The sequence below is a fragment of the Kitasatospora sp. MY 5-36 genome (assembly GCF_001182915.1).
Taxonomy (GTDB): Bacteria; Actinomycetota; Actinomycetes; order Streptomycetales; family Streptomycetaceae; genus Kitasatospora.
Genome location: NZ_LFVW01000314.1, coordinates 1 through 13,285, shown reverse-complemented (window position 1 = coordinate 13,285; position 13,285 = coordinate 1). Strand labels below are relative to the sequence as shown.

Here is a 13,285-nt window from a genome sequence, read left to right as displayed (position 1 = left end):
CGAGCAGCGGGTTGTCCACGTCGCAGGCCACCACGACCTCGACCCCGCCCAGCACCTCGGCCAGCGGGCCGGGGTCGATCTCCGCGAGCCGGCGCAACGCGGCGCCGCCGGGCGGCAGTTCGGCCCCGCCGGCATCGCACAGCCGTGCCCCGAGCGCCTGCACCATGCCGGCGCCGCCGTCCGTGCAGGCACTGCCGCCGAGGCCCAGCACGATCCGCTTGGCGCCGAGCGAGATCGCCTTGGCGATCAACTGGCCGACTCCGTAGGACCCGGCCGCGAGCGGGGCGGTGCGGCCGCCGGGCAGCCGGGCGAGACCGGAGGCCTGCGCCAGCTCGACCACGGCGGTGTCGTCCCGGACGGCCAGCGCGGCGTCCACCGGCAGGCCGGTCGGGCCGGCCACCTTGGCCGGGACCCGGCTGAAGCCGGCCGCGAGCGCGGCGGCCAGGGTGCCCTCGCCGCCGTCGGCGACGGGCAGTTCGCGCACCTCGGTGCCGGGCGCGGCGCGCCGGATGCCGGCCGCGATCCGGGCCGCCGCCTCGGCACCCTCCAGGCTGCCCTTGAACTTGTCGGGGGCGACGACCACATGGCCCTGGTGGGGGGTGGGGGGCATGGCGCGCTCCTCGCTTCCGTACGGGTCTGGCGGTGGTTCCGGGACGTGCGTCCGGCTGACGTGCGTCCAGCATGGGCCCGGGTGCTCCGGGTGGCCAGCGCCTCGGCCGGGGAGGCCGGGGAAGCCGGGGGGCGGCCACGGTGGCCGGAGCGGTCGGGCCGGCCCGCTCCGGGAGGGTGCGCCCCCTCCCCGCCGTTCCCCTCGTCCCGCTTCCGACGTACGAGGGGCTCCCCTCGGCGGGGAGGGGCCCAGAGGGCCTGTCTTCAAACTCGCGTCTGCGGGTCGACGCCGGGGCACGCACCTCGCCGCGTTGTCGTCGGTCGCCAATGCTCCGCAGTGGCTCCCTCCTCCGCCTTGCGATGCACGCACCCCAACGCTGCCCCGCCCGCCCTCCGGGCGGACGACGGGAGTTTGAAGACAGGCCCTGGCGACGCGTACCAGGCACGACCGAAGTGCCCCCAGGGGGACGTACGCGTCACCGGCTTGGATCGACCGACGGGCGGGCGGATGAGCCCCGGCCCGCACGCCGGTCGGGTCCGGCCTCCTGGCGGCGCGGGCACGACCGGATAGGTACACGCCACCAGGAGGAGTTCGGGGCCGGGGGCTCCGCGCGGGAGCCCCCGGCGGTCACGCGACCTCGCGCCCGGAGAGCCGCTCGACGCCGCGCAGCAGCGCCGAGTGGTCGAGCGAGCCGTCGCCGTTGGCCCGGGCGGAGGCGACCAGCTGGGCCACCACGGCGCCGACCGGCAGCGCGGCGCCCACGGCACGGGCGGCGTCGGTGACGATGCCCATGTCCTTGTGGTGCAGGTCGATCCGGAAGCCGGGGGCGAACTCGCGGTTCAGCATGTTCGCCCGCTTGCGGTTGAGCACGGTGGAGCCGGCCAGGCCGCCGCCGAGCACGTCCAGCGCGGCCGCGAGGTCGACGCCGGCGTTCTCCAGGAACACCACTGCCTCGGCGAGCACCTGGATGTTGACCGCGACGATCAGCTGGTTGGCGGCCTTGACGGTCTGGCCGGCGCCGGCCGGGCCGACGTGGACGACCGTGGTGCCCAGCGCGTCGAACAGCGGCCTGGCCTCGGCGAAGTCCTCGGCCGCACCGCCGACCATGATCGACAGGACGGCCTCGACGGCGCCGGCCTCGCCGCCGGAGACCGGGGCGTCCAGGGTGCGGACGCCCTTCGCCCTGGCGGCGGCCTCGACCCTGATCGAGGTCTGCGGGGTGATCGAGGACATGTCGATCACCAGGGTGCCGGGCCTGGCGTTCTCCAGCACGCCGCCCTCCCCCAGGACGACCTGCTCGACCTGCGGGTCGGCCGGGACCATGGTGATGACCACCTCGGCGTCCCTGACCGCCTCCGCGATGCTGCCGGCGCCGTGGCCGCCGACCGCGACCAGGGCGTCGATCGGCGGCCGGGTGAGGTTGAAGCCGGTGACGTGGTGGCCGGCCTTGACCAGGTTGGCGGCCATCGGGCTGCCCATGATGCCGAGGCCGATGAAGGCGATCTTGCGGCTCATCGCGTCGAGTTCCTTACGTGTGCGGGTGGGAGGTCGGGTGGGTCGGCGGTGCGCTGCCCGCCGCTCGAACCGGGCACTGCTCGGCGGGGCGCGGCCGGGCGGCTCCGCTACTGCGCGGCGCGCAGCTCGCGCGGCAGCCACCCGAAGCTGTCGGCGCTGACGCCGCCGGAGGGGCGGTACTCCAGACCGATGGAGCCCGCGTAGCCCGCGGCCGTGAGCCGGGCGAACAGGTCCTCGAAGTCCAGCTCGCCGGTGCCGGGCTCGTTGCGGCCCGGGGTGTCGGCGATCTGCACGTGGCCGATGCGGTCGGCGTGGGTGTCGATGACCGCCGCGAGGTCCTCGCCGTTCCTGGCCAGGTGGTACAGGTCGCAGAGGAACCTGGCGTTCCCCAGGCCGGTGGCGGCGTTGACCCGGTCGACCACCTCGACCGCGGCGGCGGCCGAGACCAGCGGGTAGTCCGGCGACTCGGCCCTGTTCAGGGCCTCGATCAGCAGGACGGCGCCGATCCCGTGCGCGGCCCGCGCGGCGAGCACCAGGTTCTCCAGCGCGAGCGCGTCCTGCTCGGCCGGGTCGACGCCCTCGACCCGGTTGCCGTACAGCGCGTTGAGCGCGGTGGCGCCGAGCGAGGCGGCGAGTTCGGCGGCGACCGGGAGGTTGGCGCGGAAGCGGTCCCGCTCGGCGGGCACCGAGACGGTTCCGCGGGCGCCCTTGCCCAGGTCGTCCAGGAGGTTGAGTCCGGTGAGCCGCACGCCGGCGTCGGTGAACGCCTTGCGCAGCGCGTCCAGTTCGGCCGGCGAGGGGTCATGCTCCGCGCCGAAGGGCCACCACAGTTCGGCGGCGGTGAAGCCGGCCGCGGCGGCCGCGGCGGGGCGCTCCAGGAGCGGCAATTCGCCGAACAGGATCGACAGGTTGACCGTGAAGCCGTGCTTGGCAGCCGCCGTCACGTCGCTCACCTCTCATCTCTCTTCCTTCATCCGCAACTTCCACGATCCGGAAGAGGGATTCTGTGTGGTGGAAGCATCTCCGGCCCGCCGAGCGGGTGTCAAGGGAGCCGCAACATTTTGTTGAAGCAGTCCCGAGGGGCCCCGCCGGGTGCCCCGAGGGCACGCCGGGGCAGCCCCGAGGGCACCCCGAGGCCACACCGGCGGCGCGCCGTCCGCGGGGGCCGGACCGTTCGATCCCCCGACCCCTGCCCGCCCGCACCCCCGCTCGCTACAGTGACCCCGTGCGATTGATGGTGGAGTTCACGACAGAACCGTTCGAACTGGACACGTTCCCGGAGCACGCCGCGGCGGCTCGCCGGGTGGTCGACGACGCCGGCCTGGACGTCTCGGTCGGCCCCTTCGGCACCGGTGCCGAGGGCGGGGCCGAGCAGGTCCTCGCCGCGGTGACCAAGCTGCTCAAGGAGACCCTGGACGCCGGGGCGACCCGGATCTCGGTCCAGGTCAGCGTGCTGGGCGAGGAGGACGGTACGCCGTGACCGAGAACGTGGAACACCCGCTCGCCGCGGCGGTGAAGCCGCTGCTGGCCGCGGTCGGCGCGACGCACGTCCCGCTGGACGAGGCGAAGCCCGACGACGTGGTCCTGGAGTGGGAGGGCACCCCGGCCCTGGCCGTCCGACTGCCGCACCTGAGCAGCGCGTTGGACCGGCTGCTCGCCGAGATGACCCGGCAGTTCGACGGCCGCCCGCTGGCCGAGCTCGACCGCCTGGAGAAGCAGCGGGTCGTCGCCCTACTGGAGGAGCGCGGCGCCTTCACCGTCCGCCACGGCGTGGAGACCGTCGCCTCCGCCCTGGGCGTCAGCCGCTTCACCGTGTACAACTACCTGAACCGCCAGGACGGCGCGAAGTCGTCCTGACACTCCGGCTCGACGCCCTCCGGGGCGTGTGCGCGCCCCCGCCCAGGGGGCCTCCGAACGGGTGACCCCGCCGACACGACAGGACCGGATCGGCCTGCGGCGGGGCACACTTGGCGAATCGCACACGAAAGGGCCCGGCATCGGGGCCCGGTTCAAAACGTAACCACCAACCGTTCAACAAAGTGTTGACGGCCGGGTGGGGCCGATCTAGCTTTTCCGGGTGGCACCACTCTTCAGGAGGTCCACCCGTGACCAACCACCCCCACACCCTTGACGTCCTGGCCGCGACCGATGCCGCGGCACTGGAAGGGATCCTGCTGGAGGTCTGCTCCAGCCCCCGCTGGGCCGCCGCGGTCGCCGCGGCCCGGCCCTGGTCCGACCGCGACACCCTGCTCGCCGCCAACGCGGCGGCCATGGCGTCACTGACGACCGAGGACCTGCGCGACGCGATGGCCGGCCACGCCCGGATCGGCAGGCCGACAGCCGGCGACGCAGTCTCCGAGCGCGAACAGGCCGGAATCCAAGGCGTGGACCAGGCGGTCCTCGACGCGCTGCACGAGGCCAACGCCGCCTACGAGGCCAAGTTCGGCCACGTGTTCCTGATCTGCGCGACCGGCCGCACCGCGGTCGGCATGCTCGCCGCCCTGCGCGAACGCCACCCCAACGACGCCGCCACCGAGGCGGAGATCGTCCGCGGGGAGCTGCGCAAGATCAACGACATCCGGCTCGACCGTCTGCTCGACGCTTCCTGACGCTCCGTCATATCGCGCTTTCTCTCATCCTCCTTGCCAGAAACTTCCGGCATCCACTGATGCTGACGCACCATCACTTCTGCCATCAGTAAGGTCACTTCACCCATGACTGGCATCTCCACCCACGTGCTCGACACCAGCCTCGGCCGACCGGCCGAAGGCGTCCCGGTCGAGCTCGCACTGCACACCGAGGGTGGCTGGCAGGTGCTCGGCACCTCCGCCACGGACTCCGACGGCCGGGTCAAGGACCTGCCGGCCGTGGAGGCGGGCTCGGTCGTCCGGCTGCTCTTCGACACCGGCGCGTACTCCGCGTCCACGTCCGCCGAGCCGCCGTTCTTCCCCGAGGTCTCGATCGTCTTCACGGTCGCGCCCGAACAGCACCACTACCACGTGCCGTTGCTGCTCAACCCGTTCGGATACTCGGTCTACCGCGGAAGCTAGTGGACCGACCTGGAAAGCTTAGGAGCCACGTCATGGCCCACGTGCTCGGTCAGAACCAGTACGGCAAGGCGGAGAACCGCATCGTCCGGATCCACCGCGACTCCACCCGGCACGAGATCAAGGACCTGAACGTCTCGGTCTCGCTCCGCGGCGAGTTCGAGGACGTCCACCTCACCGGGTCCAACGCCAACTGCCTTCCCACCGACACCACCAAGAACACCGTCTACGCCTTCGCCAAGGAGCACGGCATCGAGTCGGCCGAGGCGTTCGGCATCCTCCTGGCCCGCCACTTCGTCGACGACACCGAGCGCGGCGTCGTGCACAGCGCCCGGATCCGGATCGAGGAGTACTCCTGGGACCGGATCCGGACGCCGGACAGCTCGGCCCGCTTCATCGGCTCGGAGGAGGTCGGCCACTCCTTCGTCCGCAACGGCCAGGAGGTCCGCACCAGCGAGATCGTCTACGACGGGGAATCCGTCCAGGTCATATCCGGCCTGAAGGACCTGGTCGTCATGAACTCCACCAACTCGGAGTTCTGGGGCTACATCAAGGACGGCTACACCACCCTCCAGGAAGCGTACGACCGCATCCTCGCCACCCAGGTCACCGCCCGCTGGAAGTTCGGCTACAGCGGCCGGGACGGCGAGGCCCAGCCCAACTGGAACCGCTCCTACACCCACGTGAAGCGGCACATGCTGGAGGCGTTCGCCGAGACCTACTCCTACTCGCTGCAGCAGACCCTGCACGCGATGGGCACCCGGGTCCTCAACAACCGCGCCGAGGTGGACGAGGTCCGCCTCGAACTGCCGAACAAGCACCACTTCCTGGTCGACCTGGAGCCGTTCGGCCTCAAGAACGAGAACGAGGTCTACTTCGCCGCCGACCGCATGTACGGCCTGATCGAGGGCACCGTGCACCGCGAGGGCGTCGTCCCGGTCATCCCGGTCGCCTGACCTCCCCCACCCTCGGCACCCTCAGGTGGACGCCGCCCGGAATCGCCGCATCCCCCGGTCCCCACGGGCCGGACGTCCGGGCGGGCCGCCCCACCGGCCCCATCACCAGGCACCACCCGCACCAGTTAGTTCTTCTCCACCTCCACCCCCACCCACCGGAGTTCGTGTCTGCCTCGCGGCGGCCGGCCCGGGGCACTGGAGAGCCCGGCCGAGGGATCCTTGCACCGCCGTCCCGCCCCCGGTCGTACCAGCACCAGCACCAGCCGCACTCCAGCGCCACGGGCGCGCCGGGAGCCACGGGCACAAGAGGGGCTCGACATGGCACCCAGCAACACCACCAGTACAGACGGCGGTTCCACCCCGGAGAGAACGCAGGACCCGGACGGCACGCCGGCGCACCGCACCGGCAAGCCGCCCCGGCCCGGAACCCATCCCGTGGACGAGTTGCTGCCCCCGGTGAAGCTGTTCTCCACCGGACTCCAGCACGTCGCCGCGATGTACGCGGGGGTCGTCGCACCCCCGCTCATCGTCGGCGCCGGCGTCGGGCTCTCCCCCGCCGAACTCGCCCTGCTCATCTCGGCCAGCCTGTTCACCGCCGGACTGGCCACCCTCCTCCAGACCCTCGGCATCTGGAAGATCGGCGCGCGGCTGCCGTTCGTGAACGGCGTCTCCTTCGCGGGGGTCGCGCCCATGATCGCCATCGCCAAGGGCTCCATCGAGAAGACGGGAGGACCGAAGGAGGCCCTCCCGGTGATCTTCGGAGCGGTGATCGTCGCGGGGCTCCTGTGCTTCCTCGCGGCACCGTACTTCTGCAAGCTCATCCGGTTCTTCCCCCCGGTCGTCCAGGGCACCGTGATCACCCTCATCGGGGTGTCCCTGCTCCCGGTGGCGGTCAACTGGGCGCGCGGCGGTTCGCCGGGCGCCCCCGGGTACGGCTCCATGCGGGCCGTCGGCCTCGCCGCGATCACCCTCGTCGCGGTGGTGCTCTGCAACCGGCTGCTGCGCGGGTTCTGGCAGCAGCTGTCCCTGCTCATCGGCCTGGCGTTCGGCACCCTGATCGCCTTCCCGCTGGGGCTCGCCGACTTCGGCGCGGTCAAGGACGCGAAGGTCTTCTCGCTCCCCTCCCCGTTCCACTTCGGCGCGCCCGTGTTCGACGCCGCCGCGATCGTCTCGATGTGCATCGTCATGGTGGTCGCGATGACCGAGTCCACCGCCGACATGCTCGCCCTCGGCAGGATCGTCGACCGCGAGGCGGACGAACCCACCCTCGCCGCCGGCCTGCGGGCCGACGGCCTGGCCACCGCGCTCAGCCCCGTCTTCAACGGCTTCGCCGCCAGCGCCTTCGCCCAGAACATCGGGCTGGTGGCGCTGACGAAGATCCGCAGCCGCTTCGTGGTCGCGGCCGGCGGAGGCATCCTGGTCCTGCTGGGGCTGTTCCCCGTGCTGGGCTCGGTCGTCTCCCTGGTGCCGCAGCCCGTCCTCGGCGGCGCCGGGATCGTGCTCTTCGGCACGGTCGCGGCCAGCGGCATCCGCACCCTCGCGGAGGCCGGCATGGAGTCCGGCTCGAACACCATCCTGGTGTCCGTCTCGCTCGGGGTCGGCATCGTCCCGATCGCCGCGCCGACGTTCTACGACTCCTTCCCGGAGGCCGCCCGGACCCTGCTGCACTCGGGGATATCGGCCGGCTGCGTGGTGGCCGTCCTGCTCAACCTGCTCTTCCACCACGTCGGGGCCGCCCGTCGCTCCAGGCCCGGCCAGGGCTCCGACGCGACGGTGCCGGCGGCTCCGACCGCTCCCGCGGTGCCGTCGATGCCGACAGGTCCCACGGTTCCGACGGCGACGCCGTCCTGACCGGCCCCGGGAGGGGCGTGCGCCACGGTGCGCGCCCCTCCCGACCCTCCCCCTAGGAGTCACACCATGGCAGTCCAGCCCCCGCCCACCGACCAGCGGACCGTGATCGAGAACGTCGCGATCGCCACCGTGGACGCGAACGACACCGAGTACGCCCGCGGCCACGTGGTCCTCCTCGGCAACACCATCGAGGCGGTGGGCGACGGCCCCGCCCCCGCGTGGCTGGACAACGTGGTGCGCCGGATCAACGGCGAGGGCCACCTGGCCACCCCCGGCCTGGTCAACACCCACCACCACTTCTACCAGTGGATCACCCGCGGCCTGGCCCAGGACGACATCCTGTTCGACTGGCTGGTCGCCCTCTACCCGACCTGGGCGCGGATCGACGAGCGGCTCGTGCACGCCGCGAGCCAGGGCTCCGCCGCCGCGCTGCTCAAGTCCGGCTGCACCACCGCCTCGGACCACCACTACGTCTTCCCGAAGGACGGCGGCGACATCCTCGGCGCCTCCATCGAGGCCGTCCAGGAGCTCGGCCTGCGCTTCACCGCGCTGCGCGGCTCGATGGACCGCTCGAAGAAGGACGGCGGGCTGCCGCCGGACCACGCGGTCGAGGAGCTGGACGACATCCTGACCGCCTCCGAGACCGCCGTGGACCGCTACCACGACTCCTCCTTCGGCTCGATGCTGCACATCGCCCTCGCGCCCTGCTCGCCCTTCTCCGTCTCCACCGACCTGCTCCGGCAGTCCGCCGAACTCGCCCGCCGCAAGGGCGTCCGGCTGCACACCCACGGCTCGGAGACTGCCGAGGAGGAGGCGTTCTGCAAGGAGCTGTTCGGCATGGGGCCGACCGACTACTTCGAGTCGGTGGGCTGGCTCGGCGAGGACGTCTGGATGGCGCACTGCGTGCACATGAACGACTCCGACATCGCCAAGTTCGCCGAGACCGGCACCGGCGTCGCCCACTGCCCGTCCTCCAACGCCCGCCTGGCGGCCGGGATCGCGCGGGTGCCCGACATGCTCCGGGCCGGCGTCCCGGTCGGGCTCGGGGTGGACGGCACCGCCTCCAACGAGTCCGGCGAGCTGGGTACGGAGCTGCGCAACGCCCTGCTGATCAACCGGTTGCACGGCTCCCCCGCCGCGCTGACCGGGCGGCAGGCGCTGCGCCTGGGCACCATGGGCGGCGCCCGGGTGCTCGGCCGGCAGGACGAGATCGGCTCGATCGAGGTCGGCAAGCTCGCCGACCTGGCGCTGTGGAAGATCGACGGGGTCATGCACTCGTCCATCGCCGACCCGGTCGCCGCGCTCACCTTCGGCGCGCTGCCGCCACTGTCGGTGCTGTTCGTCAACGGCAACGCGGTGGTCGAGAAGGGGCAGCTGACCACCGTCAACGAGGACCGGATCGCACGCGACTGCGCACGCGCCGCCCGCGAGCTGGCGGCGCGTCCGGTCTAGGGCCGGTCCGGTCTGAGTCGGTCCGGTCTAGCGCCGGTTCGGTCCGGTCCGGGGCCGGTTCGACGCCCACCCCGTACTCCGGGGGCGCCCAGGGACGGTGCGCCCCCGGGCTCCGCGCACCTCGGGGCGACGGACGGACGACAGCGGCGGACAGATGACAACTTTCGTCATCTGTTATCTGTTATCTGTCAGCTGTTCTCTGTCGTCTGTTCGCCGTCACCGGTGCGCGGACCGCAGCCCCGGACCCACGGCGAGGGTCCGGGGCTGCCGGCGCACCCGGCGGCAGCCGTCAGGCCGTGCGCCCGATCGACGCCAGGTAGCCGCGCCAGCCGCCGTGGTGGGTGATCTCCCGGTGGACGCCGCGCTCCAGCTCGCCCCGGGAGAGCAGCATGGACAGGCACGCGGAGCCGTCCTCCAGCTCGATGACGCCCAGTTCCAGCTCCCGCGGCTCCCCCGGCAGGATGACGTCCCGCAGCCGCTCCAGGGGGATGTCGTACAGCTCGCCCTCGATGGCGGTGTCCGCCTCCGGGTCGGCCAGCAGTCCCGGGCAGACGTCCGTGCCGCCGCTGTGGTCGATGGAGAAGAAGCGGTAGCCGGGGGCGGTCCTGGCCGGCCCGATCAGCGAGTCGGCGACCTTCGCGTGGAAGGGACCGCCGACCATTGCCTGGCCGTTGAAGAACATGCGCGCCATGGGTGAACTCCTTACGTGGACAAGACCGTTCCGTACGGCGACGAGAGGACAGGTGGGATTCGTCGCCGTACGGAACGGAGTGGTGGACCGCCGGCGCACTGCAGCGGAGCAGGCTCCGGCGGGCAGGTCGGGATCAGCCCAGCAGCGGGAGCGCGGGGAGGGTCAGGAAGTCCACGAACTCCTCGGCCAGGGCGACCTGTTCGAAGAGCCGGGCGGCCTCCGGCCAGCGGCCGGCGCCGTAGGCCTCCTCGCCCAGCTCGGCGAGGAGTTCGGCCAGCTCCGCGGCGACCAGGGAACGGACCAGGTCGGCGGTGGCCTTCTCGCCGGTGTCGGAGAGCACGACCCCGTTGTGGATCCACTGCCAGATCTGCGAGCGGGAGATCTCGGCGGTGGCGGCGTCCTCCATCATGTTGAAGATGCCGACGGCCCCGAGCCCGCGCAGCCAGGCCTCGATGTAGCGGATGCCGACCTGGACGGCGTTGTGCAGCCCCGCGCGGGTGCAGGTGCCGCCGGCTCCGGCGATGTCGAGGAGCTGGGCGGCGGTCACCGGCTCGGCCGGGCCGGGGTTGTCCTTCTGGTGGGGCCGCTCGCCGAGCACCGCGTCGAAGGAGGCCCGGGCGACCGGCACCAGGTCGGGGTGGGCGACCCAGGAGCCGTCGAAGCCGTTCCCGGCCTCGCGGTCCTTGTCCGCCTTGACCTTCTCCAGCGCGGCCGCGTTGACCTCCGGGTCGCGGCGGCTCGGGATGAACGCGGCCATGCCGCCGATCGCGTGGGCGCCGCGCCGGTGGCAGGTCCGCACCAGCAGCCGGGTGTAGGCGGCCATGAACGGCGAGGCCATGGTGACGGTGTTGCGGTCCGGCAGGATGTAGTGCTCGCCCGCGTCGCGGAAGTTCTTGACGATCGAGAACAGGTAGTCCCAGCGCCCGGCGTTGAGGCCGGCCGCGTGGTCGCGCAGCTCGTAGAGGATCTCGTCCATCTCGAACGCGGCGGTGATGGTCTCGATCAGCACGGTCGCCCGGATCGTGCCGTGCGGGATGCCGAGTTCGGCCTGGGCGTGGGTGAACACGTCGTTCCACAGCCGGGCCTCGAGGTGGCTCTCGGTCTTCGGCAGGTAGAAGTACGGGCCGGAGTTGGGGTCCTCGGCGCCCTTGGCCAGCAGCCGGGCGGCGTTGTGGAAGAAGTAGAGGCCGAAGTCGACGAACGCGCCGGCCACCGGGGTGCCGTCGACCAGCAGGTGGTTCTCGTCCAGGTGCCAGCCGCGGGGGCGGACCACGACGGTGGCGAGCTCGGCGGCGGGCTTGAGGGTGTACGCCTTGCCGGCCGCGCCGGTGAAGTCGATCCGGCCCTCGAAGGCGTCGGTCAGGTTGACCTGGCCGCCGACCACGTTCTCCCAGGTCGGGGCGGAGGCGTCCTCGAAGTCCGCGAGCCAGATCCGCGCCCCGGAGTTGAGCGCGTTGACGACCATCTTGCGGTCGGTCGGCCCGGTGATCTCGACCCGGCGGTCCTGGAGGGCGCGGGGCGCCTCGGCGACCTTCCAGTCCCCGGCCCGGATGGCGGCGGTGTCGGGGCGGAAGTCCAGCGTGCCGGTGGCGGCGATCTCGGCGCGGCGGGCCTTCCGCCCGGCCAGCAGCTCCTGTCGGCGCCCCTCGAAGGCCTGATGGAGCCCGGCGACGAAGGCGAGCGCCTCCGGAGTGAGCACCTCCTCCGCCCGGGGGACGCGAGGACCGGCGACAGTGACGACCGGAGCGGCGGGCGAGGCGCCGACGGGCCCCTGATCTGCAGCCATGAGCAGGACACTCCTAAGACGGTTGAGCCTGGCGGAGGGAGCTCCGGTGGGAACTTCCTCAGGGAACTTCCTCGATCGGTACCCGCCTGTCGGCGAGTTCGATTCTGTAAGGTGGAGACTAGTTTCCGCGATACAGAATTTCAACGGTTTGTTGAAGAGATCGCCGGGACTCTACTCCTCCCCGACAGTGAAGGAAACGCCGGTGGTTGCGACCCCCGACCCAGCATCGACGACAGGCGCCGACCGCGCGGGCGGCGGCGTGCAGTCCGTCGAACGCGCCTTCCAACTCCTGGAGGCGCTGGCCGACTCCGGCGGCGTGGCCACCCTCAGCGAGCTCTCCACCACGTCCGGCCTCCCGATGCCGACCATCCACCGGTTGGTTCGTACCCTCGTGCAGCAGGGCTATGTCCGCCAGGACACCGCGCGCCGCTACACCCTCGGCCCCCGGCTGATCCGGCTCGGCGAGACGGCCGGCCGGCTGCTCGGCAGCTGGGCCCGCCCGTACCTGGCCGAGCTCATGGAGGCCACCGGCGAGACCGCCAACCTGGCGGTGCTGGAGGGCGGCGAGGTGGTGTACGTCGGCCAGGTGCAGTCGCGCCGCTCGATGCGGATGTTCACCGAGGTCGGCCGACGGGTGCAGCCGCACTGCACCGGCGTCGGCAAGGCGCTGCTCGCCCAGCTGCCCGAGGACGAGGCCCGCGCCGTGCTCGGCCCCAACCCGCTGCCCGCGCACACCGAGTACACGGTCACCGACCCGCAGGAGCTGATGCGCCAGCTCGCCGAGGCGCGCGAGCGCGGCTACGTGGTCGACGACCAGGAGCAGGAGATCGGCGTCCGCTGCATCGCGCTCGCCGTCCCGGGCGCGCCGACGCCCACCGCGCTCTCGGTCTCCGGCCCGGAGGCCCGCATCCGGGCCCTGGAGGAGCAGGCCGGAGCCGCCTCGCTGGTGCCGGTGATGCACCAGATCGCGACCCGGCTGGGCCAGGTCCTCGCCCCCTGACGGAACGTCAACCTCCCTTGCCCGCCGACCCGGTTGGCACGGCGTGCCGCGTCATCCGTTCGGGCGGACGACGGGCGGGTTGCCGCCCGGCTCCGGCGGTGGCTCCGCCACCCTGGTGCCGACGCGGCCCGCAACGGCGCGGGCGGCCGGGACGCGAGGGCAGGGTGAGCGGGGATGGAGCAGCAGTACCGGGACGCATGGGAGGGCGCGCGGGGCGGTGGGGTCCGGGGAGGTGAGGTCCGGACCGATGGCGTACGGGCCGGTGGCGTACGGCGCGCCGCGAGGGGCCGGGGGTTCGGCGGGGCCGGGCTGGTCGCGGCGGTGGCGGCGGGGTGCGCGGTGACGGTACTGGCCACCGACCCGGTCTGGGCGCTGCG

General features: G+C 72.5%; 14 protein-coding genes. 9 read left to right on the top strand and 5 right to left on the bottom strand.

All coding sequences use genetic code 11. The features are described 5' to 3' along the window. From AE652_RS20890 to AE652_RS20880, 3 genes are all read right to left on the bottom strand, one after another. Positions 1-610: glycerate kinase (locus AE652_RS20890; protein WP_049653761.1), on the bottom strand; the 610-nt coding region annotated here is incomplete at its 3' end. 627 nt (positions 611-1,237) lie between these two features. Continuing rightward, positions 1,238-2,125: a 2-hydroxy-3-oxopropionate reductase gene (locus tag AE652_RS20885; protein WP_049653758.1), complete on the bottom strand. Its 888-nt coding sequence runs from the start codon at positions 2,123-2,125 to the stop codon at positions 1,238-1,240. Between the two features lie 107 nt (positions 2,126-2,232). Continuing rightward, complete coding sequence (locus AE652_RS20880; RefSeq protein WP_049653756.1) at positions 2,233-3,078, bottom strand: TIM barrel protein; 846 nt, start codon at positions 3,076-3,078, stop codon at positions 2,233-2,235. Positions 3,079-3,350: 272 nt separating this feature from the next. On the opposite strand from AE652_RS20880, the gene AE652_RS20875 reads away from it, so the two are divergent. The 7 genes from AE652_RS20875 to AE652_RS20845 all read left to right on the top strand — a co-directional run bounded on the left by AE652_RS20875 (position 3,351) and on the right by AE652_RS20845 (position 9,431). Further along, entirely contained in the window at positions 3,351-3,605 is a 255-nt protein-coding gene (locus AE652_RS20875; protein WP_063780213.1) for a thiamine-binding protein, read from the top strand. Then, a complete protein-coding gene (locus AE652_RS20870; protein WP_049653753.1) occupies positions 3,602-3,982 on the top strand; it encodes a helix-turn-helix domain-containing protein in 381 nt (126 codons plus the stop codon). The genes AE652_RS20875 and AE652_RS20870 overlap by 4 nt, the downstream gene beginning before the upstream one ends. A 248-nt stretch (positions 3,983-4,230) precedes the next feature. Next, positions 4,231-4,734, top strand: coding sequence for a 2-oxo-4-hydroxy-4-carboxy-5-ureidoimidazoline decarboxylase (gene uraD / locus AE652_RS20865; protein ID WP_053112152.1), 504 nt, complete (start codon positions 4,231-4,233; stop codon positions 4,732-4,734). Between the two features lie 105 nt (positions 4,735-4,839). Beyond that, positions 4,840-5,175, top strand: coding sequence for a hydroxyisourate hydrolase (gene uraH, locus AE652_RS20860; RefSeq protein ID WP_049653752.1), 336 nt, complete (start codon positions 4,840-4,842; stop codon positions 5,173-5,175). Between the two features lie 32 nt (positions 5,176-5,207). Next, entirely contained in the window at positions 5,208-6,128 is a 921-nt protein-coding gene (gene pucL, locus AE652_RS20855; RefSeq protein ID WP_049653750.1) for a factor-independent urate hydroxylase, read from the top strand. 318 nt (positions 6,129-6,446) lie between these two features. After that, positions 6,447-7,979 (top strand): nucleobase:cation symporter-2 family protein, encoded by a 1,533-nt coding sequence (locus AE652_RS20850; protein ID WP_082345864.1) that lies wholly within the window; start codon positions 6,447-6,449, stop codon positions 7,977-7,979. Between the two features lie 66 nt (positions 7,980-8,045). After that, positions 8,046-9,431 (top strand): 8-oxoguanine deaminase, encoded by a 1,386-nt coding sequence (locus AE652_RS20845; RefSeq protein WP_049653746.1) that lies wholly within the window; start codon positions 8,046-8,048, stop codon positions 9,429-9,431. A gap of 289 nt (positions 9,432-9,720) precedes the next feature. Here AE652_RS20845 and AE652_RS20840 read toward each other — a convergent pair whose 3' ends face one another. Next, positions 9,721-10,122, bottom strand: a complete 402-nt coding sequence (locus AE652_RS20840) for a hypothetical protein (protein WP_049653744.1) — start codon at positions 10,120-10,122, stop codon at positions 9,721-9,723. 133 nt (positions 10,123-10,255) lie between these two features. Next, positions 10,256-11,908 carry a malate synthase A gene (aceB, locus tag AE652_RS20835; RefSeq protein ID WP_049653743.1) on the bottom strand — a complete coding sequence of 551 codons (1,653 nt, stop codon included), beginning with the start codon at positions 11,906-11,908 and terminating at the stop codon, positions 10,256-10,258. A 202-nt stretch (positions 11,909-12,110) separates the two neighbouring features. Here aceB and AE652_RS20830 point away from each other — a divergent pair, with 202 nt between their 5' ends. Beyond that, positions 12,111-12,908 (top strand): IclR family transcriptional regulator, encoded by a 798-nt coding sequence (locus AE652_RS20830; RefSeq protein ID WP_049653741.1) that lies wholly within the window; start codon positions 12,111-12,113, stop codon positions 12,906-12,908. 174 nt (positions 12,909-13,082) lie between these two features. Next, positions 13,083-13,285, top strand: a 203-nt coding sequence (locus AE652_RS48365) for a hypothetical protein (RefSeq protein WP_049653740.1), incomplete at its 3' end; no start/stop codon positions are given.

Bases quoted from the DNA above. Each gene is read 5' to 3' on its own strand.
- pucL (WP_049653750.1), top strand. From the start codon at position 5,208: ATGGCCCACGTGCTCGGTCAGAACCAGTACGGCAAGGCGGAGAACCGC.
- aceB (WP_049653743.1), bottom strand. From the start codon at position 11,908: ATGGCTGCAGATCAGGGGCCCGTCGGCGCCTCGCCCGCCGCTCCGGTC.
- AE652_RS20850 (WP_082345864.1), top strand. From the start codon at position 6,447: ATGGCACCCAGCAACACCACCAGTACAGACGGCGGTTCCACCCCGGAG.
- AE652_RS20845 (WP_049653746.1), top strand. From the start codon at position 8,046: ATGGCAGTCCAGCCCCCGCCCACCGACCAGCGGACCGTGATCGAGAAC.
- uraH (WP_049653752.1), top strand. From the start codon at position 4,840: ATGACTGGCATCTCCACCCACGTGCTCGACACCAGCCTCGGCCGACCG.
- AE652_RS20840 (WP_049653744.1), bottom strand. From the start codon at position 10,122: ATGGCGCGCATGTTCTTCAACGGCCAGGCAATGGTCGGCGGTCCCTTC.
- AE652_RS20885 (WP_049653758.1), bottom strand. From the start codon at position 2,125: ATGAGCCGCAAGATCGCCTTCATCGGCCTCGGCATCATGGGCAGCCCG.